At 43.2% G+C, this 26,610-nt stretch carries 20 protein-coding genes; 11 read left to right on the plus strand and 9 right to left on the minus strand.

Annotated elements, in window-relative coordinates; genetic code table 11:
* Nucleotides 1-196: 196 nt before the first annotated feature.
* On the minus strand, nt 197-2,833 hold the full coding sequence (locus HWQ38_RS17790; protein WP_292795837.1) for a M1 family metallopeptidase: 2,637 nt from the start codon (nt 2,831-2,833) through the stop codon (nt 197-199).
* Between the two features lie 549 nt (nt 2,834-3,382).
* Between HWQ38_RS17790 and HWQ38_RS17795 the strand changes: the two genes are divergently transcribed.
* The 5 genes from HWQ38_RS17795 to HWQ38_RS17815 all read left to right on the plus strand — a co-directional run bounded on the left by HWQ38_RS17795 (nt 3,383) and on the right by HWQ38_RS17815 (nt 8,092).
* Entirely contained in the window at nt 3,383-5,065 is a 1,683-nt protein-coding gene (locus HWQ38_RS17795) for a DUF3352 domain-containing protein (protein ID WP_292795839.1), read from the plus strand.
* 146 nt (nt 5,066-5,211) lie between these two features.
* Nucleotides 5,212-5,424: a hypothetical protein gene (locus HWQ38_RS17800; RefSeq protein WP_292795841.1), complete on the plus strand. Its 213-nt coding sequence runs from the start codon at nt 5,212-5,214 to the stop codon at nt 5,422-5,424.
* 169 nt (nt 5,425-5,593) lie between these two features.
* On the plus strand, nt 5,594-6,514 hold the full coding sequence (locus HWQ38_RS17805; RefSeq protein ID WP_292795843.1) for a class I SAM-dependent methyltransferase: 921 nt from the start codon (nt 5,594-5,596) through the stop codon (nt 6,512-6,514).
* Nucleotides 6,507-7,502: a PrsW family glutamic-type intramembrane protease gene (locus HWQ38_RS17810; protein WP_292795846.1), complete on the plus strand. Its 996-nt coding sequence runs from the start codon at nt 6,507-6,509 to the stop codon at nt 7,500-7,502. Before HWQ38_RS17805 ends, HWQ38_RS17810 begins: the two co-directional genes overlap by 8 nt.
* Nucleotides 7,503-7,534: 32 nt before the next feature.
* Nucleotides 7,535-8,092, plus strand: coding sequence for a Uma2 family endonuclease (locus tag HWQ38_RS17815; RefSeq protein ID WP_292795848.1), 558 nt, complete (start codon nt 7,535-7,537; stop codon nt 8,090-8,092).
* Between the two features lie 62 nt (nt 8,093-8,154).
* Here the strand turns inward: HWQ38_RS17815 and HWQ38_RS17820 are convergent, their stop codons facing one another.
* The 3 genes from HWQ38_RS17820 to radA form a co-directional block, all read right to left on the minus strand.
* Nucleotides 8,155-9,027: a 6-carboxytetrahydropterin synthase gene (locus HWQ38_RS17820; protein ID WP_292795850.1), complete on the minus strand. Its 873-nt coding sequence runs from the start codon at nt 9,025-9,027 to the stop codon at nt 8,155-8,157.
* A gap of 556 nt (nt 9,028-9,583) precedes the next feature.
* On the minus strand, nt 9,584-10,336 hold the full coding sequence (locus HWQ38_RS17825; RefSeq protein ID WP_292795853.1) for a Uma2 family endonuclease: 753 nt from the start codon (nt 10,334-10,336) through the stop codon (nt 9,584-9,586).
* Nucleotides 10,337-10,406: 70 nt separating this feature from the next.
* Nucleotides 10,407-11,930: a DNA repair protein RadA gene (gene radA, locus HWQ38_RS17830; RefSeq protein WP_292795856.1), complete on the minus strand. Its 1,524-nt coding sequence runs from the start codon at nt 11,928-11,930 to the stop codon at nt 10,407-10,409.
* 170 nt (nt 11,931-12,100) lie between these two features.
* Between radA and rpaB the strand changes: the two genes are divergently transcribed.
* Nucleotides 12,101-12,829 carry a response regulator transcription factor RpaB gene (rpaB, locus tag HWQ38_RS17835; RefSeq protein WP_292795858.1) on the plus strand — a complete coding sequence of 243 codons (729 nt, stop codon included), beginning with the start codon at nt 12,101-12,103 and terminating at the stop codon, nt 12,827-12,829.
* Nucleotides 12,830-12,930: 101 nt separating this feature from the next.
* On the plus strand, nt 12,931-13,569 hold the full coding sequence (locus HWQ38_RS17840; RefSeq protein ID WP_292795861.1) for a cofactor assembly of complex C subunit B: 639 nt from the start codon (nt 12,931-12,933) through the stop codon (nt 13,567-13,569).
* Between the two features lie 175 nt (nt 13,570-13,744).
* Here the strand turns inward: HWQ38_RS17840 and HWQ38_RS17845 are convergent, their stop codons facing one another.
* Complete coding sequence (locus tag HWQ38_RS17845; RefSeq protein WP_292795864.1) at nt 13,745-14,659, minus strand: M48 family metallopeptidase; 915 nt, start codon at nt 14,657-14,659, stop codon at nt 13,745-13,747.
* 182 nt (nt 14,660-14,841) lie between these two features.
* On the opposite strand from HWQ38_RS17845, the gene HWQ38_RS17850 reads away from it, so the two are divergent.
* The gene (locus HWQ38_RS17850; RefSeq protein WP_292795867.1) at nt 14,842-15,360 is read left to right on the plus strand and encodes a DUF456 domain-containing protein; all 519 of its coding nucleotides are present in this window, start codon (nt 14,842-14,844) and stop codon (nt 15,358-15,360) included.
* Nucleotides 15,361-15,530: 170 nt separating this feature from the next.
* Here the strand turns inward: HWQ38_RS17850 and HWQ38_RS17855 are convergent, their stop codons facing one another.
* Nucleotides 15,531-16,526: a PRC-barrel domain-containing protein gene (locus HWQ38_RS17855; protein WP_292795870.1), complete on the minus strand. Its 996-nt coding sequence runs from the start codon at nt 16,524-16,526 to the stop codon at nt 15,531-15,533.
* Nucleotides 16,527-16,767: 241 nt separating this feature from the next.
* Nucleotides 16,768-20,370 (minus strand): chromosome segregation protein SMC, encoded by a 3,603-nt coding sequence (smc, locus tag HWQ38_RS17860; RefSeq protein ID WP_292795872.1) that lies wholly within the window; start codon nt 20,368-20,370, stop codon nt 16,768-16,770.
* A 348-nt stretch (nt 20,371-20,718) separates the two neighbouring features.
* On the opposite strand from smc, the gene HWQ38_RS17865 reads away from it, so the two are divergent.
* Both HWQ38_RS17865 and HWQ38_RS17870 read left to right on the plus strand, forming a co-directional pair.
* Nucleotides 20,719-21,078 carry a DUF433 domain-containing protein gene (locus tag HWQ38_RS17865; protein ID WP_292795873.1) on the plus strand — a complete coding sequence of 120 codons (360 nt, stop codon included), beginning with the start codon at nt 20,719-20,721 and terminating at the stop codon, nt 21,076-21,078.
* Between the two features lie 70 nt (nt 21,079-21,148).
* Nucleotides 21,149-21,787, plus strand: coding sequence for a restriction endonuclease subunit R (locus tag HWQ38_RS17870; RefSeq protein ID WP_292795875.1), 639 nt, complete (start codon nt 21,149-21,151; stop codon nt 21,785-21,787).
* A gap of 150 nt (nt 21,788-21,937) precedes the next feature.
* On the opposite strand, the gene HWQ38_RS17875 is transcribed toward HWQ38_RS17870, so the two are convergent.
* Complete coding sequence (locus tag HWQ38_RS17875) at nt 21,938-23,320, minus strand: cytochrome P450 (protein ID WP_292795878.1); 1,383 nt, start codon at nt 23,318-23,320, stop codon at nt 21,938-21,940.
* Nucleotides 23,321-23,507: 187 nt separating this feature from the next.
* Here HWQ38_RS17875 and HWQ38_RS17880 point away from each other — a divergent pair, with 187 nt between their 5' ends.
* On the plus strand, nt 23,508-25,721 hold the full coding sequence (locus HWQ38_RS17880) for a phosphoketolase (protein WP_292795881.1): 2,214 nt from the start codon (nt 23,508-23,510) through the stop codon (nt 25,719-25,721).
* Between the two features lie 576 nt (nt 25,722-26,297).
* On the opposite strand, the gene HWQ38_RS17885 is transcribed toward HWQ38_RS17880, so the two are convergent.
* The coding region (locus tag HWQ38_RS17885) for a hypothetical protein (RefSeq protein ID WP_292795884.1) at nt 26,298-26,610 on the minus strand (313 nt) is incomplete at its 5' end.

A 26,610-nucleotide genomic window follows, 5' to 3' on the forward strand; every position in this document is an offset into this window, starting at 1 on the left:
CACAGTAACCGTGTTTGCTATCAGCTACATCAAAAATAAACTTTTGCCAGAGAGTGTAGATTTAGAAGCTTTTTGATTGATTATATTATGCAAATTTATCATTAAGATTATAGCGTTAAGTACAGCTTTGGTAATTGGTAGTGATTTTGCCACAATTACCAATTACCAATTAGCTACTTTTAATTATCATGTAGTGCTATTTAGATTTGGCCTCCAAGTTTTCTAAACGGCTTCTCAATTCTTGGTTTTGTTGTTTGAGTTGGTCGAAATCTTCACGCAATTGACGCAGGGTTTTTTCGGAACCAATGTTCTTTTGCACCTTAGAAATTTCTTCTTCAGCATAGCGACGTACACGCCCATCGGCTGTTTGTTCAGCTAGCGATCGCAAAACCCCCACTGCTTTAGGTATTTCCATTTGTCCTAATGCTGCTGCTACCGCCACTTGCGTTAAAAAGAAGGTTTCTTTGGCTAGTTCGGTTAATTTTTCTAAAATCCGTTCCAAATTAACCGGACTTTGACCTACAGAAATCTTTCCTAAAGCGCGAATTGTGGCTAAACGTAGGGGTTGTGGTACACCAAGTTTGGTATATTCGATCAGTAGATTTAAAGCTGCTTCCGAGGTTTTGAATTCAGCTAAACCGGCGATCGCACCACTCCGCACAACTTCATTCAAACTTGCCTTTTCTTCTAAAACGGATTTTAGCAGCTTTAATACCTTGTCTTCCTTGGGTTTATCCTCCAAGTTTGCCGATGCGATCGCCCCGATCACCCGAGAAGCTGCTGCTTCTACGTAGTAGCTAGGATCGCCTTTTTGCACTAATCCTTTCACAACTTTATAGCTTTCAGCAGTTTTGATTTGAGCAAGTGCTTCCACTACAGATCGTCGCACGTAAGCATTTTTATCTTTTAACCCCAGAACTAAGCCATCAAAGGCTTGGTCTAAATTAATTTTGGCTAGTTGTTTCGCCACTTCCACACGCACACTCCACAATCGCTCATTTTTGAGCGTCGCAGATAGGGCAATAGTCGCTTCTAACCCGCCTTTTTTCGCCAAAGCTTCTGCTGCATAGATGCGCGAAATCGGGTTAGGATCAAATTCTAACTGTGCTTTTAACTCCGATATTGGATACTCTAAAGCTACTGTTTTCAGGTAATTATTCCCCACATCAAAACTGATAAATTGGGGCTTATTTTCTAGGGGAAAATAGAAGCTTTGTTCACGTTCATTCACCCGCACGACAAAAGTTTTTAGTTGTGAGTTATTTTTAACTCCTAACTCCTGTACAGACGCGATTAATCGCGTCTCTACTGACTGTTGCGTATAGCCAAAACCAATAGGTATTTTTAGATCAAACAAATCCTTACTGCCATTTTTATCTTCAGCAGCTTGGGTTTGAGTTACCGTAATTTTTGCCAAATTAGCATCCCCATCCCAAGAGTAAGCTACTTTAAAATCGGGATGACCACCACGATAAACGTATTGGTCAAAGAGGAACAAAAGATTATGTCCGGTAGCCTTTTCAATCGCCCTGAGTAAGTCTACTGTTTCTACGGTTTTGTGGGCATTATCTTGGATAAATGTTTGAATTGCCTGCCAAAACAATTCATCTCCCAATTGCGCCCGAACCATGTGATAAACACAAGATCCTTTTTCGTAGATGTGGCGATCGTAAAGTTCAATAGCTTCTCGGTAAATATGTGTTACCATTGGGCGGCGGTAACGGCTGCTATCTTCACTGAAGTAACGACCAGCTTGCAATAAACGATAGCAAGCTGCTTCTTCTGGACTATATTCTTCTTCTGTCCACATCACCTCAGAATAGGAAGCCATCCCTTCCTTAATCCAAGCATGAGACCAATGCTTAATTACCACCAAATCACCAAACCACTGGTGCGCGAGTTCGTGGACAACTAAACTTTCGGTGTTGCGGTTATCTAAGGCGGCGCGTTCATCCAGCAAGCATCTATCTGTTAACAGGGTTGTGGAGGTGTTTTCCATCCCGCCAAAGATGAAGTCATCGACGCAAACTTGGGCGTATTTCGGGAAAGCATAGGGATAACCATACTTTTCGCTCAAAAATTCGATCATCCGCGGAGTTTTGCCCATGCTGCGTTTAGCATCTTCCTCCCGTCCCTTTTCTACGTAGTAGGTGACTGGTTTCCCCTGCCACTCGTCCCGAATTTCAGCAAAATCACCTACTGCCAAAGTCATCAAGTAGGTAGGATGAACTTGTTGCTGTGACCAATGGTAGATTTTGTAATCACCATCTTCTGTGGTGTCAATCAATTCGCCGTTGGAAATAGCTACCAGAGGGTTGGGAACACGCACGCGAATTTCAGAAGTAGACAATTGTCCGGGATAGTCAAAGCAGGGGAACCAAAAGCGAGAGTCTTCGTCTTCTCCCTGAGTCCAAACTTGGGTGGGCTTGTTTGGGTAGTGCTTGTCTGGTTGAATAAAATAAATACCGCGTTGCGGTTTTACTACTGAGTAGGCGATCGCAATCAGCAAGCGTTTACCAATCTGGGTTGCTTGCGAAAGTTGAATGGAAAGCTGTTCCCCGTCATAGTCAAAATTTTCTCGCACCTGATCCACTTGCACAGACTCGATATTCAGGTTAACAGCATCCAAAGTCAAACGGTCAATCCCATTACGGATTGGCAAGAGGCGAATGTTACAGCTGCCCTGATAGCTTTGCTTGGGGATATCCAAGCTGAGATCGAGAAAAATATGCTCTACCTGTCCGGGGCGATCAGGGTTGTAGTGTGGTCTTGCTCCCGGTAACTCAAAAGGCTTGTGTCCCTTATCATCTGTATCAAAATAAGACTTCGACATTGATCCTTACTGACCTTGTAATTCTGAAAACTCTGGCTTGAGTGGATGTAGTTAAGCAAAATTGCGGTGTCTAAATATATTTCCCTCAACAGGGCATTACGGAGGTGATAACTCCCCTTTGGGATTGGGGGATTGAAATTAATCTCACCCGAATTTCCGAAGATCGGCTGCCGATCTTTGGACTTTTTCCATATCCCTACCGCATTTACTTTTCCTGATATTTTGCACTTTTTTGTCATCGGGTCAAGAGTCTCTTGCACCTCGATCGATTCTCGTTAACTACAAAAACTCCTAATTATTCTTATAACTTAGGATAGCTTGCTACTGCTAAACAGGCTATTTTGTTTGAGATGAACAGCATAGCATTTGCGGATTCGCTCATCATCCCTTTGAAGTATTTTTTGAGAGTAATTTTAGACCGCTAACTTATAGCACTACTAATTTTATCAGTAAATACCGATCAATGAGCGAAAATTATGAACAAATCCGCAAATACAATGACACTTGTATAAATCTCGACGACAATCTGAGCAAAATGAGGATAACAAAATGCCTGAAAGTAAATCAAAGTTTTTCATTCCTGCTGTTGGTGCTGCTGTAGTTGTAGCTGGAAGTATAGCGGCTTACACGTATTTTAAAAGCCCATCAGGAGGTAGTTCCGACGCTCTAGACAGTGCGAAAGTTGTACCTTCAACAGCATTGATGGCAACTTATATTACTACTGACTCTCAAGGCTGGGCAAAGTTACAGCAGTTTGGCACTCCAGAAGCACAAAAGTTAGTGGCAAAAGGTCTGGAAAATTTCAATAAGCAAGTGTTCAGTAACAGTAACCTTTCTTATGAAAAAGACATAAAGCCTTGGGCTAGTGGTGTGATGATTGCTGTACTGCCAGCAAATCCTGTCAAGCAGGTGCAGTTAAACGTGCCATCTGGGGCACTTAATGTACCAACAAATTTACAGCAGAAACCGAATATCCTGATAGTGGTGGGAATCAAAGACAAACTCAGCGCCTTGAATTTTGCGAATAAATTGAAGTCAGAAAAAGGGGTGAAATTCCAGGAATCTGACTACCAAGGTCAAAAAATTATCGAAACTACACAAAATGGCAAGCCTACATATAGTGTAGTTTTAAATAATACTCACTTGGTATTAGCCCCGGAAAAGCAAGCTGTAGAAAAAGCAATTGACACCTTTAAGGGACAGTCTTCTTTTGCCAGTAAAGAAGATGCCAGCAGCATTCTCAACCAAGGAGTGGATGTTAAAAACAGCCTCGCCCAAATTTATGTACCAGACTATGCAGGCATGGTACAGCAATTATCAGCCGCAAGTCCGCAGGCAAAGCAGTTACCTGCACAAACCCTGACGCAACTTAAGCAGATAAAATCTGTGGTAGCGGGTGTTGGTGTTGATGATGCAGGAGTGCGGCTAAAAGCGATCGCCAATTTAGATCCGCAACTAAATAAATTTCAGTATCAATCAACTCCTGGGAATATAGTCGAGCAATTTCCGATTGATACCTTTGCTCTGATTAGCGGAAGTGGCATCAGCCGTGGCTGGGAAACGGTAGTAGAACAGTCCAAAGATTATCCCCAAATGAAGCAAGCTTTGGAACAAGTGCGATCGCAACTGAAATTTGTGAATATTGACCTGGATAAGGATATTTTTGGCTGGATGAATGGGGAATTCGCCTTTGGTGCGATTCCATCAAATCAAGGGGTGTTAGCAAGTGTTGGTTTTGGAGGTGCTTTAGTATTTGATACTAGCGATCGCAAAACTGCCGAAGCCACTTTCACAAAATTGGATATCCTCGCCAAAACCCAACAAATCAACATCTCCAACAGAAATATTGGTGGTAAAGATGTAACTGAATGGCAAATTCCCCGACAAGGAGCTTTATTGGCGCATGGTTGGCTGGATCAAGATACTTTATTTGTAGCTCTTGGTGGCCCAATTGCTGAGGCAGTGAGCGATCGCAAAAATCAATCTCTTGACAATAGCGACGCCTTCAAAGCCGTTACTGGTTCTTTGCAAAAGCCCAACGCCGGCTATTTCTACCTGGATATGGATAAAACTAAAACTGTGCCCCTGATCAATAGTTTTATCGGGAGGAACGCCGATACCATCACCATCCTGGGTTCCATTCGTGGTTTTGGTGTTACCGCCACTAGCCCGAATAAATCCACCAGTCAATTGGAGATGTTGTTAGCTCTCAAGCCTAATACTGTAAAATAGGGCATTGAGCATTGAGCATTGGGCATTGGGCATTGGGCATTGGGCATTGTTTATTCTCCTCGTCTCCCTCATCTCCCTCGTCTCCCTCATCCCCCTCATCCCCCTTGTCTCCCTCATCCTAGCCACTCGACAGGAAAGAAGAAGCTATGAGTCAGGAACCTGAAATAACAGCCAATGATGAGATGAGACCTGAGTACGATTTCTCAGGCGGTGTTCGTGGCAAGTACTATGAAGCTTATGTGCAATCAAGTAATGTTGTGGTTCTTGATCCAGATGTAGCAGAGATATTTCGAGATTCGGCTTCCGTCAATGAAGCATTGCGATTGCTTGCGAAGATTGCGAAGTCTGTCGCGATCTAACAATCGCTTTGCAGCCGACTGAAGGAAGCCTCTGGTGCTGAGTTCAAGGTTATTTGCAGCCCCTGAACGCAGCTCGCCAATCTCCAGATGTCAAGTTTCTATTTACTTCTAGACTGCTGTCCAGCAAGTATGTCATAAGTAGAAAAGGCTGTTAACTGCAAACTGATTTATGACTGCTGCTGTAAACACTAATCTTGGCTTTGCTTCCCGCTTGGTGAATGGAATATTGGCAATCAAGCCTTTAGCCAACCTAGCCAAACATCAAGCTAGACAAATGATGATTAAACGTGCCGAGACAATTGGTGTGCCTTGGACGCAAGAAGTCGAGACACTACAGGCGCTTGATTGGAATGCTGATCTAGCTCAAGTAGAAAATCCCCAGCTTTCCTACCCCGATTACTACGTCACCTCATTCCATGCCTACGAAACCGGAAATCTCAGTTGGCAAGCCGCTTTTGAGGTAGAACCTGCTGCTTACGCTGTCCACGCTAAGATTTGGCAGGACGCTGAAGCACAAGGCGATCCGATGCTGCGCCAAAGTTACCACAATATCCTCAAAAGTCAAATCCCTAACGAGCCGCAAAATATCTTAGATGTAGGGTGTAGTGTTGGCTTGAGTAGTTTTGCCTTACAAGCAGTTTATTCTCAAGCTAAAATTATCGGCTTGGACTTATCTCCCTACTTCTTAGCCGTTGCCAATTACCGCGCCCAACAACGTCAAGCTAAAATCAACTGGCTTCATGCCCAAGCTGAATCTACTGGACTACCTGATGCCTCTTTTGATTTAGTTTCCATTTTCCTGATGTGCCACGAATTGCCCCAATCAGGAACCCGACAGATTTTAGCTGAAATGCGGCGTGTGCTGCGTCCGGGTGGCTACTTGGCAATCATGGACATGAATCCCAAATCTGAAGTTTACCAGAAAATGCCAGCTTACATTTTGACGTTGCTTAAAAGTACTGAACCGTATTTAGATGAATATTTTGCTTTGGACATTGAGCAGGCTATTGTTGAAGCGGGTTTCCAAACTCCCACTATCACTAACAATACTCACCGTCACCGCACAATAATTGCTCAGGTGAGTGGTTGATTTATCTCTACTGCTATGGGCAGCAATACCACCGTTGCTGCTGCTAGGCTACTACTACTATCGGGTGCCATTTGCCCCACCTCTGGTAAAGTTGCTGATGTTCTTTATCATCGGGGTAATATCTGGGATCTTAGCCCTGAGCCTCGAATGGATTTTTGAAACTGTCGCCAACTCTTTTGTAGACTGGCATCAGATCAAGCGATGTCTGCCGACAAGCCGCTGCGCGTCTACGCTTCCTGGTATAGCCTTGCGACAGCTGGTAGAAGTGGGTTTAATTGAAGAAGGCTGCAAGTTGATAGCAGTTGTTGTCCCAACCTGCTATCTACAACGCAGGTATCGATTACTTCAGTCTACCGTTTTCTTGTTCACTATAGCCGTTGCCCTTGGATTTACTGCCGAGGAGAACTGGATTTACCTTTTCCACGATACCGCATCAATTTTTGACCGTATTATTGGCACGCCAGTACATGCCATGTTTTCTGCGCCTTGGGGGTATGCCTTGGCAATATACATTTCCTCGCACACTCGGTTAAATCGAGACAGGAATTTCATTTTTAGGGCTTGGCTAAATTCTCTAATCTGTCATGCCCTAGTTAATGTCCTATCTAGTGCTTGGCGTTACTCACTACCCCTGCATTTCCTTAGCTATGGTTTATTTCCATTTCTATTGTGGATGTTTTGGCGGCTAGAACAATTACTCCGAAAAGTGCAAGGTAAACCCGCCATTACCCTGATTTTGCACCGTACACCCCAGCGGCGTTACTGGCAGAGGAGTTTAGTGCTGTTTGCCCTGGTGCTGGGTGGAAATGCTATTTTTGGGCTGTTTCTCTTAGTCAGGATTCTTAGTCCTTTGAGTCCGTCGAAACTTTTTGATCGTGATATTTTATGGTTTATATTTAGTCGCTTTTTATTAAATCTCTTTTTTGGAGTTTTAGCTTGGGGCATTTATCGCTATTTGCGACATTCCGCCCGTCGTCGGTATTTTTAAAATATGATTTAGGAAAATGCTAGGGGGTTTCTATGCAAACAGCTCCAGTGCGTTGGACGACTGCTGATCTAGAGTTCTTTGCTAGCGATCGCAGGAATCGCTATGAGATTATTGATGGAGAACTATTTGTGACTAAAGCGCCTAACTGGGATCATCAAACGAGCTGCGCCAATATTGTTACAGTTCTTAAGATTTGGTCAGATGAAAATGGTTTAGGTCAGGCTGCGATCGCACCTGGAATTATTTTCTCAGATTCTGACAATGTGATCCCTGATGTGGTGTGGGCAAGTCATGAACGTTTAAAATACTTGCTAGATAAGGCTGGACACCTGACAGGCGCACCAGAGTTAGTAGTAGAGGTTTTATCTCCCGGTGCAAAAAACGAGAACCGCGACAAGGAAACAAAGCTAAAGTTGTACTCGGTGCAAGGGGTTCAGGAATATTGGATTTGTGATTCTATACAGAAGAAAGTTGAAGTTTATCGTCGTGAACAGGCTGCATTAAAGTTAGCAATTACTTTATTTAGTCAAGATGAATTGACAAGTCCTTTGCTACCTGGTTTCAACTGTTTAGTTAGTAAACTTTTCTAGTTGGGCATTGGGCATTGGGATGATATAAATTCCCTATGTCCTATGCCTAAATTTTCAATTACCTAAACTCGTGCTAATATTGGCTGATTCATGGCTGCACTGGCTGAATCTGATTCTGACTCAGTACAGTAGATTTCGCAGGAGTTATTGGGACTTTCAATCAATTTTACTTTGTAAAGTTTAGCTCCCAATTCCTGAATAGGCGATCGCAGTAAATTACTAATGTAAAGTGCGATATTCTCAGCAGTGGGCACAACTTCGGCAAAGTAAGAAATATCTTTGTTTAAAAAGGTGTGATCGAATGGCTCAATCACATAATCTTCTACCACTTGATTCAGCGCACCTAAATCAATAATCATGCCAGTACGTGGGTCAATTTTACCTTTGACAGTTACTTCTAAATGATAGTTGTGTCCGTGACCGTGGGGACGAGCGCACTTACCATAAATCTCAGTGTTTTCTTCGTTACTGAGGTTAGGATCAGCTAGCCGATGGGCGGCGCTAAAATGAGTACTGGTGGTGAGGTAGGCTTCCATTGTGTTTCCCATATAATCTGCCCAAAGTTCAGGATGTTCAAATAATTGCACACGGACTAGAGGCAAATGGGGTGCTAGACGCTGCCAGATAATCCGTGCAATATTCTCAGTGGTGGGTAGAGTTTCTTGAAATTCTGCCCACACATCGTTGAGATAAGAGAAGTCCAATTGACTGCTAACTTCCCGTTTGATTACGTGTTTCACATCAGACAAGTTCAGCACCATGCCATATCTATCCAATTCCCCAGCTAGGGATATAAATAAGACATAGTTATGTCCGTGTCCAGGAAATCTAGAACAAGCACCAAATTTTTTAATATTCTCGGCTTCACTCAATTCTGGCAACCAATAGCGATGACTTGCTGAAAACTGGGCGCGGCGATTAACAATACATTGCATGAGTACAGTAGGAGCAGAATTTAAAATTTCTTAATCTTTTTCTGTTTCCAGGATAAACTAATTTCTCTGTCAGTGGTTAGGGAAATCAATACTTCGGACAATTTTAGAACGATACTGAAAGCCTTACAGGGTATGCTCTGGCAAAAACGACGCATTTTTTCCAGGTTAGCCTAAACCCAATGCTGAAAAAAATATCCCGTTCTAGGAGTGGTTAGAGTTTCAGCGATTTGACCATACTTAACTCTGTGCGAAGTATTGGCAATAATAGACCTTTCCGAAAACAGGCAAAGCCGATCGTAAATAGGACTTACGCAAAACTACGCGCACTCTGAGGCAATTCATCTAGCTTTAGCTGACCGCAGGGTATTGCCCTTACCTCAAAATCAGGGTTTTAGCTATTGTTTGCGTAAGTTCTGGTAAACTCACTTTCAGCAGGCGATCGCAGAATTCTAACACAGCGCAAGACATTATTATTGAAAATTTCATCCCTCTAAAAAAATGCTAGATTTAGCAAATTTTTCGCTAATCTCGCAAATCTAAATTCTTTGCAAAAAGTCTAATCTTCAGGTTCAATCCCCACAGCCCGCAATTGTGCTGCTAGTCGTTCGGCGCGTTGGCGTTCTTGTTCAGCACGTTGGCGTTCTTGTTCGGCACGTTGGCGTTCTTGTTCAGCTAATTCTGTACCCCAGAGTAAAAGGTTTCCTTGTTCATCCCACCACCGCAACCATTTTCCTGTGCGGTTTTCACGCATACCTTGCCAGATGCCAAGGTAAAGATTCATTTCCCCTATCCAGTAACGTTGGTTTTCGTTGGAGGTTTGTACAATGTACCTGCCTGTATTGTTATCTAAGCGATAAACTTCTAAATTGCCGCTATCGGGTTCAAAAATGGCGTAGTTTGGAGCTTTTAAGACGCACTCGTAAAAAAACCATTTACCGGGGGGATAGGTGGGTTTAATGGAATATTCCCCGCCTTCTGTATCAGAAAGGAATTCCATCACAATTACGGGGATGTCTCCTTGTAGTTGCGGGGTATAACTGCGTATTACTTCTTCTCTATCAACACCGATTTTCGGAATATACGCCCAGTCTGGAGCTTTAACGACGATTTTGCCATTTAATGTGGCGCAGATGCCGTAATTAGTTGGTGTGAGCGCATTGGGTGGGAGTTTTCCGGCAAGTTCTAAGCTTTGTGTAAGTGCAGCTGCTAAGGCTGGTTGGTTGATGTTGTCCACTGGATCATCTGGCAGTTTGTAATCATCGGGTAGTTTTTCCCAAGTGATTTGATAGTCTTGGCTTAGGGTTGTCATGCTGGATTCTCCTTTGCTGTGGTATTTTACTGTATTCATCCCCCCAACAGCTGAAAAAGCAAAGCTATGGTTACTCATCTTCATCGGGTTCTAAATCGTCATTTGTTAGTTCCTGATGTGGGATAGCGGCGATAATTGCATCTATTACTTTAGATACTGGTAATATTTCAATATTAAGGTCGGGAAATTTGGTTCCTTTTGGGACGATCGCTCGTTTAAATCCCAACTTTGCAGCTTCTTTCAACCGCAGTTCCATTTGGGAAACCGATCGCACTTGTCCCCCTAACCCAACTTCACCGATTAATACTGTACCCGGATCAACGATGCGATCGCGGAAACTGGCAACGATGGCGATCGCTATTCCCAAATCTACCGCCGGTTCTTCCACATTCAACCCACCCGCAGAACCAACGTAAGAATCTAACTTGGACATCGGAATTCCCACCCGTTTTTCTAAGACGGCGAGAATTTGCACTAGGCGGTTGTAGTCTACACCAGTTCCAGCCCGGCGAGGGGAAGGGTAGCTAGTGGGACTCACCAAAGCTTGCAACTCGACAACGATGGGGCGAGTACCTTCACAAGCAACTACAATCGCTGTACCAGGAGCAGGATCGTCACGGTTGCCTAAAAATAGCTCTGAGGGGTTGGCAACTTCCCGCAATCCATCTGTCACCATTTCAAAGATGCCGATTTCGTGAGTTGCGCCGAAGCGGTTTTTGACTGTCCGTAATAACCGATGGGAGGCAAAGCGATCGCCTTCAAAATACAACACCGTATCAACTAAATGTTCTAAAACTTTCGGCCCAGCGATCGCTCCTTCTTTGGTGACGTGTCCTACAATCAGCATCGTCACATCTTCGTGCTTCGCCACCTTCATCAGTGCTGCGGTACATTCCCGTACCTGAGCCACCGAACCTGGTGCAGAAGTCAGCGCCGGAAAGAACACCGTTTGGATACTATCAATCACCGCCACGTTTGGTTTTAGAGAGTCTATTTCGCGTAAAATTTCTTCTAAATCTGTTTCCGGCAGTACATATAAATCTGCACCTATACTGTCAGGATCTATGGGAAGTGTAGTCTCTACTACTGTAACATTCTCCTCATTCACCACACTGAGGTTTTTTGATACTCCCAAGCGAGAAGCTCGTAATTTTACCTGTTGTCCCGATTCTTCACCAGTTACGTAAAGGATGCGATATTTTTGCGCTAATTGATTTGATACTTGCAATAATAGAGTAGATTTACCGATACCAGGATCACCACCAATCAGCACCATAGAGCCGGGGACAATCCCACCCCCAAGTACGCGATCCAATTCTCCATAACCAGACTCCCAACGGGCAATTTGGCGATCGGTAATTTGGTCAAATGTTAAGGAGGCTCGCGCTTTCGCTGGTTTAGCGTGAGATTTGCCATTGGTGTGAGTTGATTGCCAACTACTCACTCCCCCCCGACTGGGTACATCTACTGAGGATTGAATAGAAATTTGTTCTTCCAAAGAGTTGTAAGTGCCGCAAGCTGGACATTTACCAAACCACTGGGGGGATTCTGCTCCACAATCGTTACAAACAAAAAAGGTTTTTGGCTTTGCCATTCTTAAATATTATTAAATAATCTTAATATTTACTTAATTCTTGAAAAAAACTAAAATCTAATCATAGTAGTATTTAGAGCTTTTTCCAAATCAATTGATGGAATGATATCTTAATATTATGGTATTAAAAATTAATCATGTAAATTTTTAGTGAAGGAGCCTGGAGAAACTTGGAAAGCCATAAAGAAAAAATCTTGGTGGTAGACGACGAAGCCAGCATTCGCCGGATTTTGGAAACGCGCCTTTCCATGATTGGCTACGATGTAGTGACGGCTGGCGACGGGGAAGAAGCTTTAGAAATTTTTCGCAAAACTGATCCTGACTTGGTAGTTTTGGATGTAATGATGCCAAAGCTAGACGGGTATGGTGTATGTCAAGAATTACGAAAAGAATCAGATGTGCCCATTATTATGCTAACAGCTTTGGGGGATGTAGCCGATCGCATCACTGGGCTAGAATTGGGTGCTGATGACTACGTAGTTAAACCATTTTCCCCCAAGGAGCTAGAAGCTCGAATTCGCTCAGTGTTGCGGCGGGTAGATAAAACCGGTGGTTCTGGCATTCCTAGTTCTGGGGTGATCCATGTCGCTATTATTAAAATCGATACGAATAAGCGACAAGTTTACAAAGGTGATGAGCGGATTCGATTGACGGGTATGGAGTTCAGCTTGTTAGAGTTGTTAGTGAGTCGCTCTGGAGAAGCTTTTTCTCGTTCGGAAATTTTACAGGAAGTTTGGGGTTATACACCAGAACGCCATGTGGATACCCGCGTAGTAGATGTACATATATCCCGTTTGCGGGCAAAGTTAGAAGATGATCCTAGCAACCCAGAATTGATTCTCACAGCGCGGGGTACTGGTTATCTTTTCCAGAGGATTATTGAACCAGGGGAGGAGTGAGGAAATGAGGGAGCAGGGGAGGCAGGGGAGGCAGGGGGAGAAGGGGAGGCAGGGGAGGAGAACTTATTGATTAATGCTCAATTCCCAATGACTAATGACTAATGACTAAACCTGATCCTAATCGAGTTTTGCGGCGTCTACCCCTTGTCGTAGGTGGGTTAGGCGCTGTGCTTTTGCTGATTAACCGTTTATTGACAGTGGAACTAACTCAATCCCAAGCGCGTGGTGATGTGGTGGGCGTGATTTTGAGTGCGGTGTTAATTTTGACGGGTTTAATTTGGCAGCAAGTTCAGCCGCGATCGCCTGATACTGTAGAACTAATTGGAGAAGAAGGTTTTGTACTAGCAGCAGATTTACCAGAAGCCGTGAAAACTGAGTTAGCCTGGGCATCTCATTTATTGTTGACTAATACAGTAACGCGATCGCTTGTGGTTTTTTATCAAGGTAAAGTTTTGTTGCGTCGCGGCATTCTAGGTACTAAATCTGAGGTTGTACCAGGAGTAATCTTAAAACAAGTACTCGAAAAACAAAAGCCAATTTATCTAGTTGTGCTAACAGTATATCCAGGTAGGCTGGAATTTGATTATTTACCAGAAAATACTCAAGGTGTAATTTGTCAACCTATTGGCAACCAAGGTGCGCTGATTTTGGCAGCGAATGCTCCTCGGAGTTATACCAAACAAGATGAAAACTGGATTGCCGGAATTGCTGATAAATTAGCCGTTACTCTTAGTACTTAGTACAGAACACCACAAAAAGGGTATGGAATTTAATCATTTGTAGGTTGGGTAGAACGAAGTCGAACCCAACATCAAGTCTCAATATTTCCGAACCCCTTTTACAGTGACGTGTACTTAGCTGATTCGCTAGTTTAGAATTTAATCTAAAATCAGCAATCCAAAATCTAAAATTCAATCACCAAGAAGTCAAAAAATTCCACCCTTCCTTTTCTGACGGTGTATTTCCTTCTTTTTCTTCGGCTTCTTCCGGTGCCTTTAAATTTTGCTGTTGAATTAAATTATCATATTCTCCTGAATCAACCCATTTTAATAACTCACCAGCCCGCATAACTACCCACGAAAGTCCTGATTCTGTATAGCTTAATATTTTGGTGACTTTATCCACACTATCTAAGTTATTCGATGCAAACTCACGAGCTTGGACGAGGAAATCTTCGATCACAGGAGGAGTCAAGTAGTCATGTGGCAAACCTGCGAGTTTCATCAGTGTAGTAGTTGCTACGTCAATATCTTGACAAGCAAGCATTGCAGCCCGATCAGCAGTGAATCTAGCCATCATTCGCCAATTATACAAACCCAGTTCCATTCCACCAGCTACTAAGCCACCTACCCCCAGTGTGGTACTGCTCAACAAATTTTTCAAAGTTGGCATCACAATTGCCATTTGGTGATACACCATATGCTGGCTCTTGATGCGAGCGACTTCGTGTCCGAAAACGTAAAGCAACTCATCTGCGTCAAGCCACTCCATTGCATCTAAATTGATCCCAACAAGAGGTTTTTCCACCCCAACAATGTAGGTTTGAATATGACCGGTGCCTCGAAACAGATACAATTCAGGAAGTGGAGCAACATCAAGAATTTGGCAGGTTTCTACAAAAGTCTGATGCAATTGGGGAAAATTACGGGGCGAAATTCTGATTTCACTACCAAGGCTTTGCAGTCTGAGTAAGCGATCGATGCCGTATTCATTAACTTTTTTGAGTAGCAGGGAGACACCGGGCATATTTTGCAAAGAAGCCAAGGCTTTGCGATCAAAGGGGTGTTCGTACGCTGCTGAACTCAGTCCAGTTAAAATTTTTCTCGTCATGGGTTTTGAGGTTTATCTTGGAGTGTTTAGGAAGTTCAGTTACTCAGTACGAACGGCTTGTGCTATCACTACGCCTGTGGTTATGGGTTTGGGTTAGTAAACGGTACAGATACAATATATAGTAGGGGCGCACAGATGTGCGCCCCTACTACTAGGAAATTTAGAAATTTACAATTTTATCTATGCAAATTATTTATTGGCTATTACTTGCCGTAATGGTTGTGGGTATTATCGGTGCGGTAGTTCCAGCTATTCCTGGGAGCAGCTTAATCTTAATTGCAATTATCGTCTGGGGAGTCGTTAGTAGTTCTTTTGCAGCGATCAAGATTCCCCTAATTGTGACAATTATTGTTTTACTTCTCAGTGTGGGAGTGGATTTTTTAGCTAGCTATGTGGGAGCAAGACAAGCTGGAGCTAGCAAGTGGGGGCAAATTGGCGCAATTGTCGGTTTGGTAGTGGGATTTCTGGGATTATTACCAACGTTACCTTTTGGGGGGCCACTGTTAGGAATTTTACTAGGGCCGCTTGTGGGAGCAATTATTGGTGAGTATCTTTACCGACGTGAATTCGGGTTAGCCGTTAAGGCGGGTATTGGAATTGTCGTCGGATCTTTGGTTGGAAATTTGATTCAAGGGTTATTAGCGATCGCCGCAGTTGTAGTTTTTGTAATCACAACTTGGCCACAGGTATTTGTCTCTTAGAATTAGACGGTGCTTTACGCTGTCGTTAACGTACTCTACTGCGTTCTAAAAGATTAGCCCTTTCCTTGTAATTAAGGAAAGGGCTAAATTAATCTTAAAATATTTCGTAATTTTCCGGTTGAATTACGAACTTGTACTGAGCGCAGCCTCTCGTAGAGAAGTATTACGAATTAATATCCGCCTTCTTCTTCGTATTCTGGCTGTCTTTCCTTAACCTTCTTAGGAATATTCACCGGCTTCGGTGCATCTTCCCAAGCATCGCCCTCTACGTCGTCATAATCATCGTATTCATCAACATAAGGCTTACTGATAGGCTGGGCATCATATTTTAGCGGTTCCGGTTGTTGATACCTGTCGTTACCCGTAGCCTCGCTCCAATTGTCTTCTTCCTCGTCTTCTTCGTATTGAATAGATTCATACTGACGCGCCTTCATTACCTGACGCTGTGGCCTTTCTTCTTCCACATAGTCTTCATTCCATTCCTCTTCCCGCGCTACGGGTTGGGGGGCGCGAACTCTCTGCTTGGGTGGCTGCAATGGCATTCCAGCCGGCAGTTGATTGCCTGGTGCAACTTGGCGCGGTGGAGTATAGCCGTATTCTTCTTCTGTATCGCGCTCCCAAGGTGCTTTGCCGATACCCAGACGCTCTAGTAAACCAACTGTCAACTGGTTCACCCGTTCTTCGGCTCCCTCAAAGACAATCAAGCGATTCGGGCCAGTGCTGACAATTTCATCTACTGAGAACTCGTAAGTACTCAGAAATTGATCGGGAATTTGGGGCAATCCTAAAGAAGCAATAACTATGGATTTAAGCTTCCCGGTTTCGGCGTTGAACTTGAAGCCCCGAACTTTGCCTAATACTTCACCTGTTTCTGTAATTACTTCCCAGCTAATCAGATTACTGAGAGATTCAACTTCGATATCTTCAATTACATCTTCGTTATCAACCAGGATGACATCACCAATCTGGTTGACGTTGTTGAGGTACATATAGCGCGGTATGCCCGAAATAGAGATCAGGCTGTCTCGCAAACCAAGAGCCACAACCTCTCGTTGATCAATATCAACCCAGACTTGACTGATGATGCCTAGCCGCTTACCGTTGTCGCGGGTAATCACCTGGGTATTTAATATGTCGGAACGCCTAATTATCTGTTCAGAGGTCATTCTATACCGAGTCCTGATCTCGAATCCGGTTTAACGCGATGTGCAACTTATTCTTGAAACCCCTCTCAAAACCTTTCACGCCAGTTGCTACGGGGCGAACCCCCGCAACGCACTGGCTCCCCCACTGGGAGAGAGGCTTTGATTTTTGCTCCCCTTCCCTAAAAGGGTTGGAGTTGGGGGTTACGTTTGAGAGAAAGTCGCGCATGGCGTGGTTTATCTATACACTATTATTAACAAAAATTCAAGCAGATGTATTGGATGATTGTAACTTAATCCCCAAAACTTGAGTGTAAGCTCCTCGTGCTTGAGTAACGCCAATTGTGCGTTCGGCTGATTCTATCATCGGACGACGCAAACTTACAACTATAAATTGCGCTTGTTGTGACTGTTGTTTAATCATTCTAGCTAATCGTTCTACGTTTGCCCCATCCAAAAACATATCTACTTCGTCAAAAGCGTAAAATGGCGATGGGCGATAGCGTTGCAGGGCAAAGATAAAGCTCAAGGCTGTGAGTGATTTTTCTCCCCCAGACATGGAAGATAGGCGTTGTACAGGTTTGCCTTTGGGGTGCGCGACTAAATTCAGTCCACTGGTAAAGGGATCTTCGGGATTTTCGAGTTGTAGGTAGCCATCGCCGTCTGAAAGAATCGCAAAAATCGATTGAAAGTTTTCATTGACAGCATCGAAAGCTTCTTTAAAGGCAAGTTGCCGCAATGTGGTAAAATTTTCAATCCGCAAAAGTAGTTCGGTGCGTTCCCCTTCTAAGGTTTGCAACTTTTGCGTGAGTTCCTGGAGGCGGTTTTGGGTGCGTTCGTGTTCTTCCAACGCCAGCATATTCACAGGTTCCATTGCCTGTAAGCGTTTGGTAAGCGATCGCAATTCTTTCTGCAATTCTTCCAAGTCTACCTGATTTGGAACTTCCGGCAAGGGATTTGGTAATTCTGCTCCTACATCCCGCAACTGATTTTGTAATGCAACTAATTCCTCCCGCCGCTTCTGTTGGGTTTCTTGGAGTTTTTCGATTTCCCATTGCAATTGTTGTTGGCGTAAAAGATGTGATCGCACTTCTAGTTCTGTGGCGTCGCGTTTTTGTTTCGCTTCTCCTAAATTTTGTTCCAGAAGACTGAGGTTGGCGCGGGTTTGGGTGATTTGATCGTCTATCGTTGTGGTTTGGCTGGAGACGCGATTCATCGCGTCTCTACAAGAGATTTGTTGGGTTTCGTATTCGGTGATTCGCGTTTCTGCTTCTTGGATTTTTTCTTGCAAACGTTGTTGCTGATTTTCTAAATTTTTTAATCTTTGTTCAGCTTCGCGTAATGCTGTCTCCCGTTGTTGCAATTGTTGCTCTTGGATTTTAATTGTCGCCTGGATTTGTTGCCATTCGCTGGGAGTTTGAGATGCTTCCAACTCTGCTAAAGCGTGTCGCAATTGTTGCAACTGATTTTCTTGTCCCGGTAATTCCCGCTCTAAAATTTCCAATCGGGATTGAGCAGTGGCTAACTTTTGATTATTTTGGACTCGTTGCGATCGCGTCCCCTCTAATTGCGCTGTTAAACTCTTAATATCTTTCTGCAACTGTTCCCTTTGCAACTGCTGTTCACGCCGCGCCTGACGCGCTTCTGTGAGTTCTTGGGTGAGTTTTTTGGTTCTGGTTGATAAAGTTGCGATCGCTTCAGTACAACGCTCTAAAACCCGCTCAATATCCAGCAAACGACTTCTCAAAGCGATCGCTTCATCAGATTCCGCCGCTTCCGCATTCCCAAACCGCAACGCCGAACGCTGAGTATTACTACCACCAGTCATTGCACCGCTAGTTTCTAGAAGTTCCCCGTCTAAGGTGACGATGCGATACAGTCCTAAGTTTTTTCGCGCCGTCTCAAGGTTGGCAAATACTACCGTGTTACCGAAAACATAGCTGAATACATCTTTGTAACGGCGATCGCAATCGACTAAATTAACAGCATAGTTAACGAAACCGTTAGCAAAACGCAGCGTTGCATCTTGAGTAAATTTGGGAGCGTGAATTTTATTCAGTGGTAAAAAAGTCGCCCTCCCAGCACGTTTCTGTTTGAGGAGTTCAATTCCGGCTGCGGCGATGCTGTCATCTTCAACTACAATATGTCCCAAACGTCCACCAGCAGACATTTCCAAAGCTAGCTGATGGCGAGGTTCCACCCTTCCCAACTGCACAACTAAGCCACAAAGTCCAGGCATTCCCGATTGTAAAATGACTTTACTAGCTTGGGTTCCTTGGACTTCTTGCTGTGCTTGCGCTTGCGCCTCTATTTTATCCAACTGGCGTTGTTTTTCCCGTTGTTCTAGCAAAAGTCGCTTTTGGGTTTCCTGTTGGATTTGCAATTCTTGTTCTGTGGCTGAAAGATTTTCGGCTAAATTTTGGATGGGTTCGCTAGAGGCGTTAAATTCCGTTTCAACTCGATTACATTCAGCTTGTTTTTCGGCTAATTCGGGTTCATCGCGTTCAATTAACTGAGTTTGCTCTTGGATTAGCTGCTGTAACTGGTGATTGCGTTCCTTGAGTTGTGCTTGTTCGGTGCGTTGCGGTTCCAGAGTTTGCAGCAAAGTTTCAATTTGACGGTTGAATGCTGTTTGTTGCTGCACCCACGCTTCCGAAGCCGAAGCAATTTCTGCGGCTGCTTCGCGGGAGGTTTCTAGAGATTGCTGTGCTTCATCTCTTTGGTGCTGGGAAGCGGCGATGAATCGCGTCTCTACAATTTGTGTTTGGGCAATTTCTTCTAGGGAAAGACGATGTTTTTGAATTTCTTGTTGAGTTTGAGCTAGACGTTTGGCAGTTTCTTGAGAAGCTGTTTCTAATTCCGTTAGCTGACGCTGGAGTTGTTTACGTTCTGCTTCTTGGGTGGCAAGTGTAGATTGTACCGCCAAAAGTTCATCTTCTCCCAAGGCTTTTACATGGGCATTTAGTTGTTCAAGTTCAGCAGTTTTTTGGACAATTTCGGAATTTAGGTTTGTGAGTTGGGTAGTTAGTTCAGTAGAATTGCGATCGCCACTTTGAATTTCGTTAACTAACTTTTCTTGTTGTGCTTGTAGCGATCGCCATGATAAAACAGCTTCCCACGATTGTTTAGCCAGAAATTCCGTGCGAAGCTTTTGATATTTCTCAGCTTTCGCCCGATCTTGGGAAAGGCGATCGCGCTGTGCAGTTAATTCCGTCTCGATAATCCGACAGCTATCTTCCTTTTCCTTCACCTCATCTAAAGTTGATTTAGCTTGGATAATTTTGCGATCGAACGCCGCCACCCCAGCCAATTCATCAATAATTTCCCGACGTTCCCGCGTATTCATCGAGATAATGCTGGTGACATCCCCTTGCAGCACCACGTTATAGCCTTCAGGATAAACCCGCAGGTTACTTAGTTCCTCATGCAATTGCGTCAGCGTGCAAGCTTCACCATTGATATAGTAATTCGATGTGTAAGTCCCTTGGTGAGTGACTCGCAGCCTTCTAGTGACACTCCATTCTCCCGATTTTGGATTTTCTTCCTCTGCTTCCTCTGCTTCCTCCCTTGGTGCCTTTGCGTCTTTGTGTGAGATTTCATCCGACAAATCAAACGTTACCGTGACGCTAGCCTCAATAGAAGCCCGTCCTTTAGCCGTTTGGGTGTTATTTACCAAATCCGGTAAGCGATCGGCTCGCATTCCCTTAGAACTGGAGAGTCCCAGACAAAATAGCAGCGCATCTAAAATATTAGATTTACCCGAACCATTTGGCCCAGATATGACAGTACATCCCGGTAGCAAAGGGACTGAAGTAGTGCCACCGAAGGATTTGAAGTTCGTAAGTTCCACGCGCTTGATATGCACCATAGGCGCTGGTTCACTGGGCTAATGAAGAACAAGTGTATCAACTAATTAGAAATTCGCAAGAGGGTAGGGGGGATAATTCAGGATTATCTAACGGCAGAGGGGGGAAGGAGAATTGTGGTTGAGAGAAAAGCACAATTCTGCTAGATATAGCATGAGCATGAGATTTAACAGCAATTAGATCAACTGATTCCAATCTTATTTTAGATAACTAACTGAAAAACTGATTCAACAATTTGGCGATGCCTGCGGCGGGCAAAGCGATCGCGATCAGTTCATTACCATTTATTGCAAGAGTATTTTACAAATATGTAAGATGATTTTAGGGTTAGATAAATAATCAGCTAAATTATGCAACTAGAAGATTACTTCGACTTTCAGCGTCCTGATGATATTCGACTCAAAGGTACAAGAGTAGGAATTGAAACCATACTCTATGATTTCATCCATCGCGCTCAAACTCCAGAAGAAATTTCCCAAAGTTATCCATCAGTAACTTTAGAGCAAGTATATGCAACTATTCTCTATTACCTGCATAACAAGGAAGCAGTCAGTGCTTACATAGCTGATTGGCTAGAGTGGAGTCACAGAATGCAGGAAGAACAGCGACGCAATCCGCCGCCTGTTGTAATAAAACTGAGGAAAATGATCGCTGAAAGAGATGCAATCAAAAAAACACTGGATAATGACTCTCAAATATCTGCTGGATGAAAATGTTGCCCCTCTTTATCAGGTTCAACTCAAACGACAAATCTTATAAAGGCTATAAAGGAATAAATTTATGACTACTACTTTAGATGCAAGAAATCTCAACCTGGAAGACGTTCAACGCTTGCTAAAATTTGAAGAACAGTTAAATGGTTCAATTACATCATTACTATGCCTGGAATCTCTCACAGACTTTGAACAACAAGAACTGTCACAAATCAGCAATCTATTTCGTAGTTACTATGCAGCAGGGAAAATCTCGGAAGGACAAATAAAATTTCTCTTTCTCGCACCATTAATGAAATTAGCTGGTTTTTATCATTCTAGTATTAAGATTACCTTAGAAGAAAATATTGCTGACATCTCCGTTGAAGATGAAGATACAAACATCAAAGGACGGATGGATATTTTAGCTGTTAGTAAAACTCAAGAAAGAATAGTAACTACGCCTTTTTGGATATTAGTGATTGAATCTAAAAATAGTAGTTTTAATGCTTTGGAAGGCTTGCCACAATTGCTTACCTATGCATACAAAAGTCTAGAAAATCAAACATCAGTTTGGGGTGTGACTACCAACGGAATGGATTACCAGTTTGTATATCTACAGCAAGGAAATCCTCCAATTTATCAATTATTGCCAAAACTAGATATAACTCGCTCTGAATCTTCAATCGAATTATTGCAAGTATTCAAATCAATATGTCAGTTGTAGTTCAACTATCTCCGAATTGAGTACTTGAAGCGATCGCTTGGAAAGTGGCGGATTTGATTTGGTGAGACTTTCTTGGCAGAAGATATCCAAATGCCTTTTATAGATGGGAGTTGAAAATTAGCTGAACGCAACCATCAACCCCCCGAAGTATTAAACAGTGCTTGTCTGTAGGATGGGAGACTTCACCTGACGTTGACGCGTGATAACCATCTGGATGGGACGATCTGGGCCTGTCACCAAACCACGGCGTTTAGCTCGTATTTCACCTTTATTAACTAGTTCTAATTCATTACTAGAAAGGATTTGAGCAAGTGCTAGCTTCATTTCCAACTGGGCAAATGCTAGCCCAATACAGCGCCTAGCACCACCCCCAAAAGGCAAATATTCATAGGAAGAAAATTGTCGTTCTAAAAAGCGTTCTGGCTTAAACTGCTTCGCTTGAGGATAAATATCTTCCCGTTGGTGGGTCAGATAAATAGAACCAAGTAGGACTGTGCCGGGTTCTAGTTCGTAACCGCCCAACGATATAGATGTTCTGACTACCCTCGGAAAGGTTAGCATAGCTACTGGGTAAATCCGCAATGTCTCGGAGTAAACAACGTTGAGATAGGGTAACTTGAAAATGATGCTGGGGTCTGGGTCATCGCCCAAGCTATCTAATTCTTGTAGTAGCTTTTGGCGCACTGATGGTAGTTTGTGAATCCAGTATAATGCCCATGCTAAGGCTGTAGCTGTGGTTTCGTGACCGGCGATTAACAGAGTGATCAATTCATCGCGCAACTCTTGATCGGTCATGGGTTTACCTGTTTCATCCCTAGCAGCCATGAGTAAGCTAAGAATATCCGTGCGTGATGAATCTCCTCGTTCTCGACGTTCCCGAATTTCCTCGTAGATGAGTTCGTCAGCTTCTTGCTGAAGGCGCATCTGTTTTCCCCAGAAGTTAATCGGGCCAAAATCCCTTTGCAAAGCTGGAAAATAAAGCAAAGCCACACTTAACCGAGAACTGGTCTTTTCTAAAAGATCGCCCAAAAAGTTCTGTAGTTTTTCGGCACGAGGGCCTTCATGTAGCCCAAATACAGCTTGCATAATCACCCGCAGGGTAATAGCTTGAGTAACAGACCGAATATTAAAGGGTTTGCCTATCTGGTATTGGCTGATGACTTGCTTGGTGACATCGGTAATCACCTGACTATAATTCCGCATTCTTTCGCCGTGAAAGGGAGGCATTAACAACTGGCGTTGACGCTGGTGTTCTGCGCCGCTAATGCTAATTACAGAATGCTTGCCCAGCAAAGGTTCAAACACCTTATTCAAATCGCCAGGGGCTTCTAATTCCTTGGTATCATTTGTCAAAATTTGCTGTTGCGCTTGGGGATTGCTGACAATTATCAGAGGAGGCAGATTTTTGTCTAATCTGAGAGTAAAAATCTCGCCATAGCTTTTGGCACAAGCTTCCATAAATGACATCGGACTAACAATCCAGCGCAGCATCTGTACAACTGCTGGAGTTTGCGGCCCATTTGGGAATTTCATAAATTTTTTTCCTGCTTAATATTTTTTTCCTACTTCAACTAACTGAAATCTTGGTTGCGTGACCATTTAAAGTACTTATTCTAACGTTGCAAAAAAGCAATAAACTGTTACAACCTCGAAGATGTAAAATTTTTGTTAAATTCAACAAGCATCTACAGTTTCATCTCATCGTTATAAGGTACTCAGCATGACTGCAATCTCCCCAAAGGCATCTTCAGCGCTTCCCGATTTTTCTGAAGGTATTCAATATTTTGGTGAAGCGTTACCAGATTTTGAAACTTATGGTGCAACACCTGCTATCGAGTCGGGCAAAATAGCGATCGCATCTCCTACAGATCCGAATGCAGTATATCAAACTTTACTTGCTGCCGATGCTCTTCGCTACCTGACTTTACAAGTTACCGGTAGTAAGGCTTCTGGGCATCCCGGCGGATTTGCCAGCCAAACAGAAGCTTACGCATCTCTTGTCATGCTGGGATATAAGAACATTCTCACCGAAGTCGGACACCACGCCCCTGGATTTTATAGTGCCATGTTCTTGGATCGATCGCTAGAGGATATGGGAATTTTTACAGTTCAACAATTGCGCGATCGCTTCCGAGAAAAGCACGGACTTTTAGGACATCTTTCTGGTTACATCCCTGGTATTCTCGCACCTGCGGGACCTTTGGGACAAGGGCAACACTTTGCAATGGCGGCTGCACTGTTGCACAAAGATAAGTTGTTCCCCTTTACAGTTGGTGATGGTGGATTGGGTGAGCCTTATATTATAAGTGCGATCGCACATTTCCATACTGCTTATCCTGCTGTCACCAACTTCTTACCGGTGTTGGTATGGAACGGTTACAGCCAAGAACATCACAGTATGGTTTCCCTAAAAACCAATGAACAGATGCAAGCATATTGGCAAGGTAACGGTTTTGATGAAGTGGTGTTAGTGGATGCCAAAGATTTCGACGATCAAAACCAGCCAGGGGATTACGTTGATAGTACCGCCTTTTCCTTTGAGAAACGCCTAGCATTTACGCAAGCAGTACTTTCGGGTGTAGATCAAGCAGCGCGATCGGCATTGGGCGGCAAGCTTACCGTCTTCATTATTAAACAACTTAAAGGTGCAGGAGTCCACGCGCGGGGTGCAAAATCTCACAACCTTTATCCTAAAGATACGCTGGATGCGCCGCATATTATCAGTGCATTGCAAACCCGTGCTTTGTCTGCGGAAGCTTGGCAATTAGTCAGAACAAATGTAGAACGTGCAGGCGGTGGACCAGCAGCAAAGACTGTGGTGACAGAATTTGAATTCTCATTACCAGAATTAGGCGAATTACCTTTAGAAGAATATGCAGTTGGAGGTGAACCAAAAGTTTCCACAACCGCAATGGGACGATTAGTAGGAATAGTTGGAAAGAAAGATCAGAATTTCCTAGTCACCAACGCCGATGGGAATGAAGCATCAGGAATTGCCAACATCAACCAAGCATTAAAAATTATTCACCCCACAACCGACGACTTATATTATCAAGCACCAAATGGACAAGTTTATGAACCATTGAGTGAAGATGCTTGTGCCGGTTTAGCTGCGGGTTTGGCCTTAATGGGTGCAAGAACTTTGTGGTGTTCCTACGAATCTTTTGCCATCAACGGATTACCAATTTGGCAAACAGTGACGCAAGCAATGGCAGAATTGCGCCGTCAAACTCCCTCGACTATTACTTTATTCACAGCAGGCGCATTAGAGCAAGGGCGTAACGGTTGGACTCACCAACGTCCAGAAATTGAAGCTTACTTTGCTTCGTTGATGCGAAATGGAAATGTTTTCCCATTATTTCCGCCTGATGCTAACAGTATTCAAGTCTGTTATGACTGGGCGTTGAAAAGTAAGAATAAGGGAATTGTGATTACAGCTAGTAAAACGCCGTTGCCAATTCGCACAACTTTAGAACAAACTCGTCAAGGGTTGCGCGATGGTGCAGTGCTATTACATGAAGTCGCTGGCGATAAACAAGTTGTATTTGCTGTAATTGGCGATTTAACATTAATGCCAGTATTTGAAGCTGCTGCCTTCTTAGAAACTGAAGGTATTGGTGCGAAGATAATTACTGTGATCAATCCTCGGCAATTGTACCGTAGCCATGATACTGCGTGGGATACTTGTTCTCAACCTGATGGCGGTTTCTTGGATGATGCGAAATTTGCCGAATTATTTGATGGTGATGCGCTAATTGCTGTGACAGGTGGTGCTGCGGCGATGCTGGAACCGATTCTGTTACGGAGTACAGTGAAGCGTGATACTTTTGCGTGGAAGCGTGGGGAAACTACAGCCAGTGCTGGCGAGTTGATGGCGTTTAATGGATTGACTGCTGAGGCGTTGACAAAACGTGCGATCGCGTTAGTGCATTAAATCTGGAATAATTTCCACTTTTATCGCATTTATACGTATATAAACGCTGAAAGTAGCGTTGGAATGCGTATATTTGCGTTTTTTTATTGAAGAGAACTTAGCAGACAGAAACAATGGGGGTAAATTTGCTGAAATCCGTTAACAAAAGCTGGTTTAGGAGTCGCAAAAGTTAGTTTACGAGTCACAAAAGTTAGTTTACGAGTCGCAAAAGCTGGTTTACGAGTCACAAAAGTTAGTTTACGAGTCGCAAAAGTTAGTTTACGAGTCACAAAAGCTGGTTTACAAGTCGCAAAAGTTAGTTTACGAGTTGCAAAAGTTAGTTTACAAGTCGCAAAAGTTGATTTTTGAGCTAGAAGCAGAATACTTTTATCTGGAAGCGTGAGGAAATTACAGCGTGACTGTGGAGACTTGAAAAAAAGTGCGATCGCATTAGTCCATTAACAGTAAGGTTTTATAGATTAAAAGTTCTAAATTAGTTAAAGCAAAAGTTATATATAAAATTGCTATATTACAAAATCTTTATACCTAACATCTGCTTTGTATTTATATGGATTCAAATTGAAATTAAAATAAATATTAAATCAATAATTGAGGATAGCAAACCATATTTTCATTTATTTTTCTTAAACCAAATTTTATACTTAAGCCAAAATCACTACTTTCAAAAATATTAATTTGATCAATTCTATAAAATCCATCTTTGAGTGAATCTCCTAAATTTAGAGAAACTAAGACAGCATCTCCAGGACGCAAATATACTTCTTTAGCAATAGGCTGTACCTTGAGATATACAAAAGTGTTGAATGTTAAGAGAAATCCGATAAAAACAGCCCAAAATATGTTAAATTTTGGGCGGAAGATTAAAGTATATCTATTTGATAGTGATGAT

Origin of the sequence: Nostoc sp. NMS7, from assembly GCF_017115085.1 — a bacterium.
Taxonomy (GTDB): domain Bacteria; phylum Cyanobacteriota; class Cyanobacteriia; order Cyanobacteriales; family Nostocaceae; genus Nostoc.

Coding starts and splice junctions, on each gene's coding strand:
- HWQ38_RS17865 (WP_292795873.1), top strand. CDS start 20,719: ATGCAACTAGAAGATTACTTCGACTTTCAGCGTCCTGATGATATTCGA.
- HWQ38_RS17790 (WP_292795837.1), bottom strand. CDS start 2,833: ATGTCGAAGTCTTATTTTGATACAGATGATAAGGGACACAAGCCTTTT.
- HWQ38_RS17845 (WP_292795864.1), bottom strand. CDS start 14,659: ATGACGAGAAAAATTTTAACTGGACTGAGTTCAGCAGCGTACGAACAC.
- HWQ38_RS17850 (WP_292795867.1), top strand. CDS start 14,842: ATGCAAATTATTTATTGGCTATTACTTGCCGTAATGGTTGTGGGTATT.
- HWQ38_RS17820 (WP_292795850.1), bottom strand. CDS start 9,027: ATGCAATGTATTGTTAATCGCCGCGCCCAGTTTTCAGCAAGTCATCGC.
- HWQ38_RS17825 (WP_292795853.1), bottom strand. CDS start 10,336: ATGACAACCCTAAGCCAAGACTATCAAATCACTTGGGAAAAACTACCC.
- HWQ38_RS17805 (WP_292795843.1), top strand. CDS start 5,594: ATGACTGCTGCTGTAAACACTAATCTTGGCTTTGCTTCCCGCTTGGTG.
- HWQ38_RS17840 (WP_292795861.1), top strand. CDS start 12,931: ATGACTAAACCTGATCCTAATCGAGTTTTGCGGCGTCTACCCCTTGTC.
- HWQ38_RS17800 (WP_292795841.1), top strand. CDS start 5,212: ATGAGTCAGGAACCTGAAATAACAGCCAATGATGAGATGAGACCTGAG.
- radA (WP_292795856.1), bottom strand. CDS start 11,930: ATGGCAAAGCCAAAAACCTTTTTTGTTTGTAACGATTGTGGAGCAGAA.
- HWQ38_RS17880 (WP_292795881.1), top strand. CDS start 23,508: ATGACTGCAATCTCCCCAAAGGCATCTTCAGCGCTTCCCGATTTTTCT.
- HWQ38_RS17875 (WP_292795878.1), bottom strand. CDS start 23,320: ATGAAATTCCCAAATGGGCCGCAAACTCCAGCAGTTGTACAGATGCTG.
- HWQ38_RS17870 (WP_292795875.1), top strand. CDS start 21,149: ATGACTACTACTTTAGATGCAAGAAATCTCAACCTGGAAGACGTTCAA.
- HWQ38_RS17855 (WP_292795870.1), bottom strand. CDS start 16,526: ATGACCTCTGAACAGATAATTAGGCGTTCCGACATATTAAATACCCAG.
- smc (WP_292795872.1), bottom strand. CDS start 20,370: ATGGTGCATATCAAGCGCGTGGAACTTACGAACTTCAAATCCTTCGGT.
- HWQ38_RS17795 (WP_292795839.1), top strand. CDS start 3,383: ATGCCTGAAAGTAAATCAAAGTTTTTCATTCCTGCTGTTGGTGCTGCT.
- HWQ38_RS17815 (WP_292795848.1), top strand. CDS start 7,535: ATGCAAACAGCTCCAGTGCGTTGGACGACTGCTGATCTAGAGTTCTTT.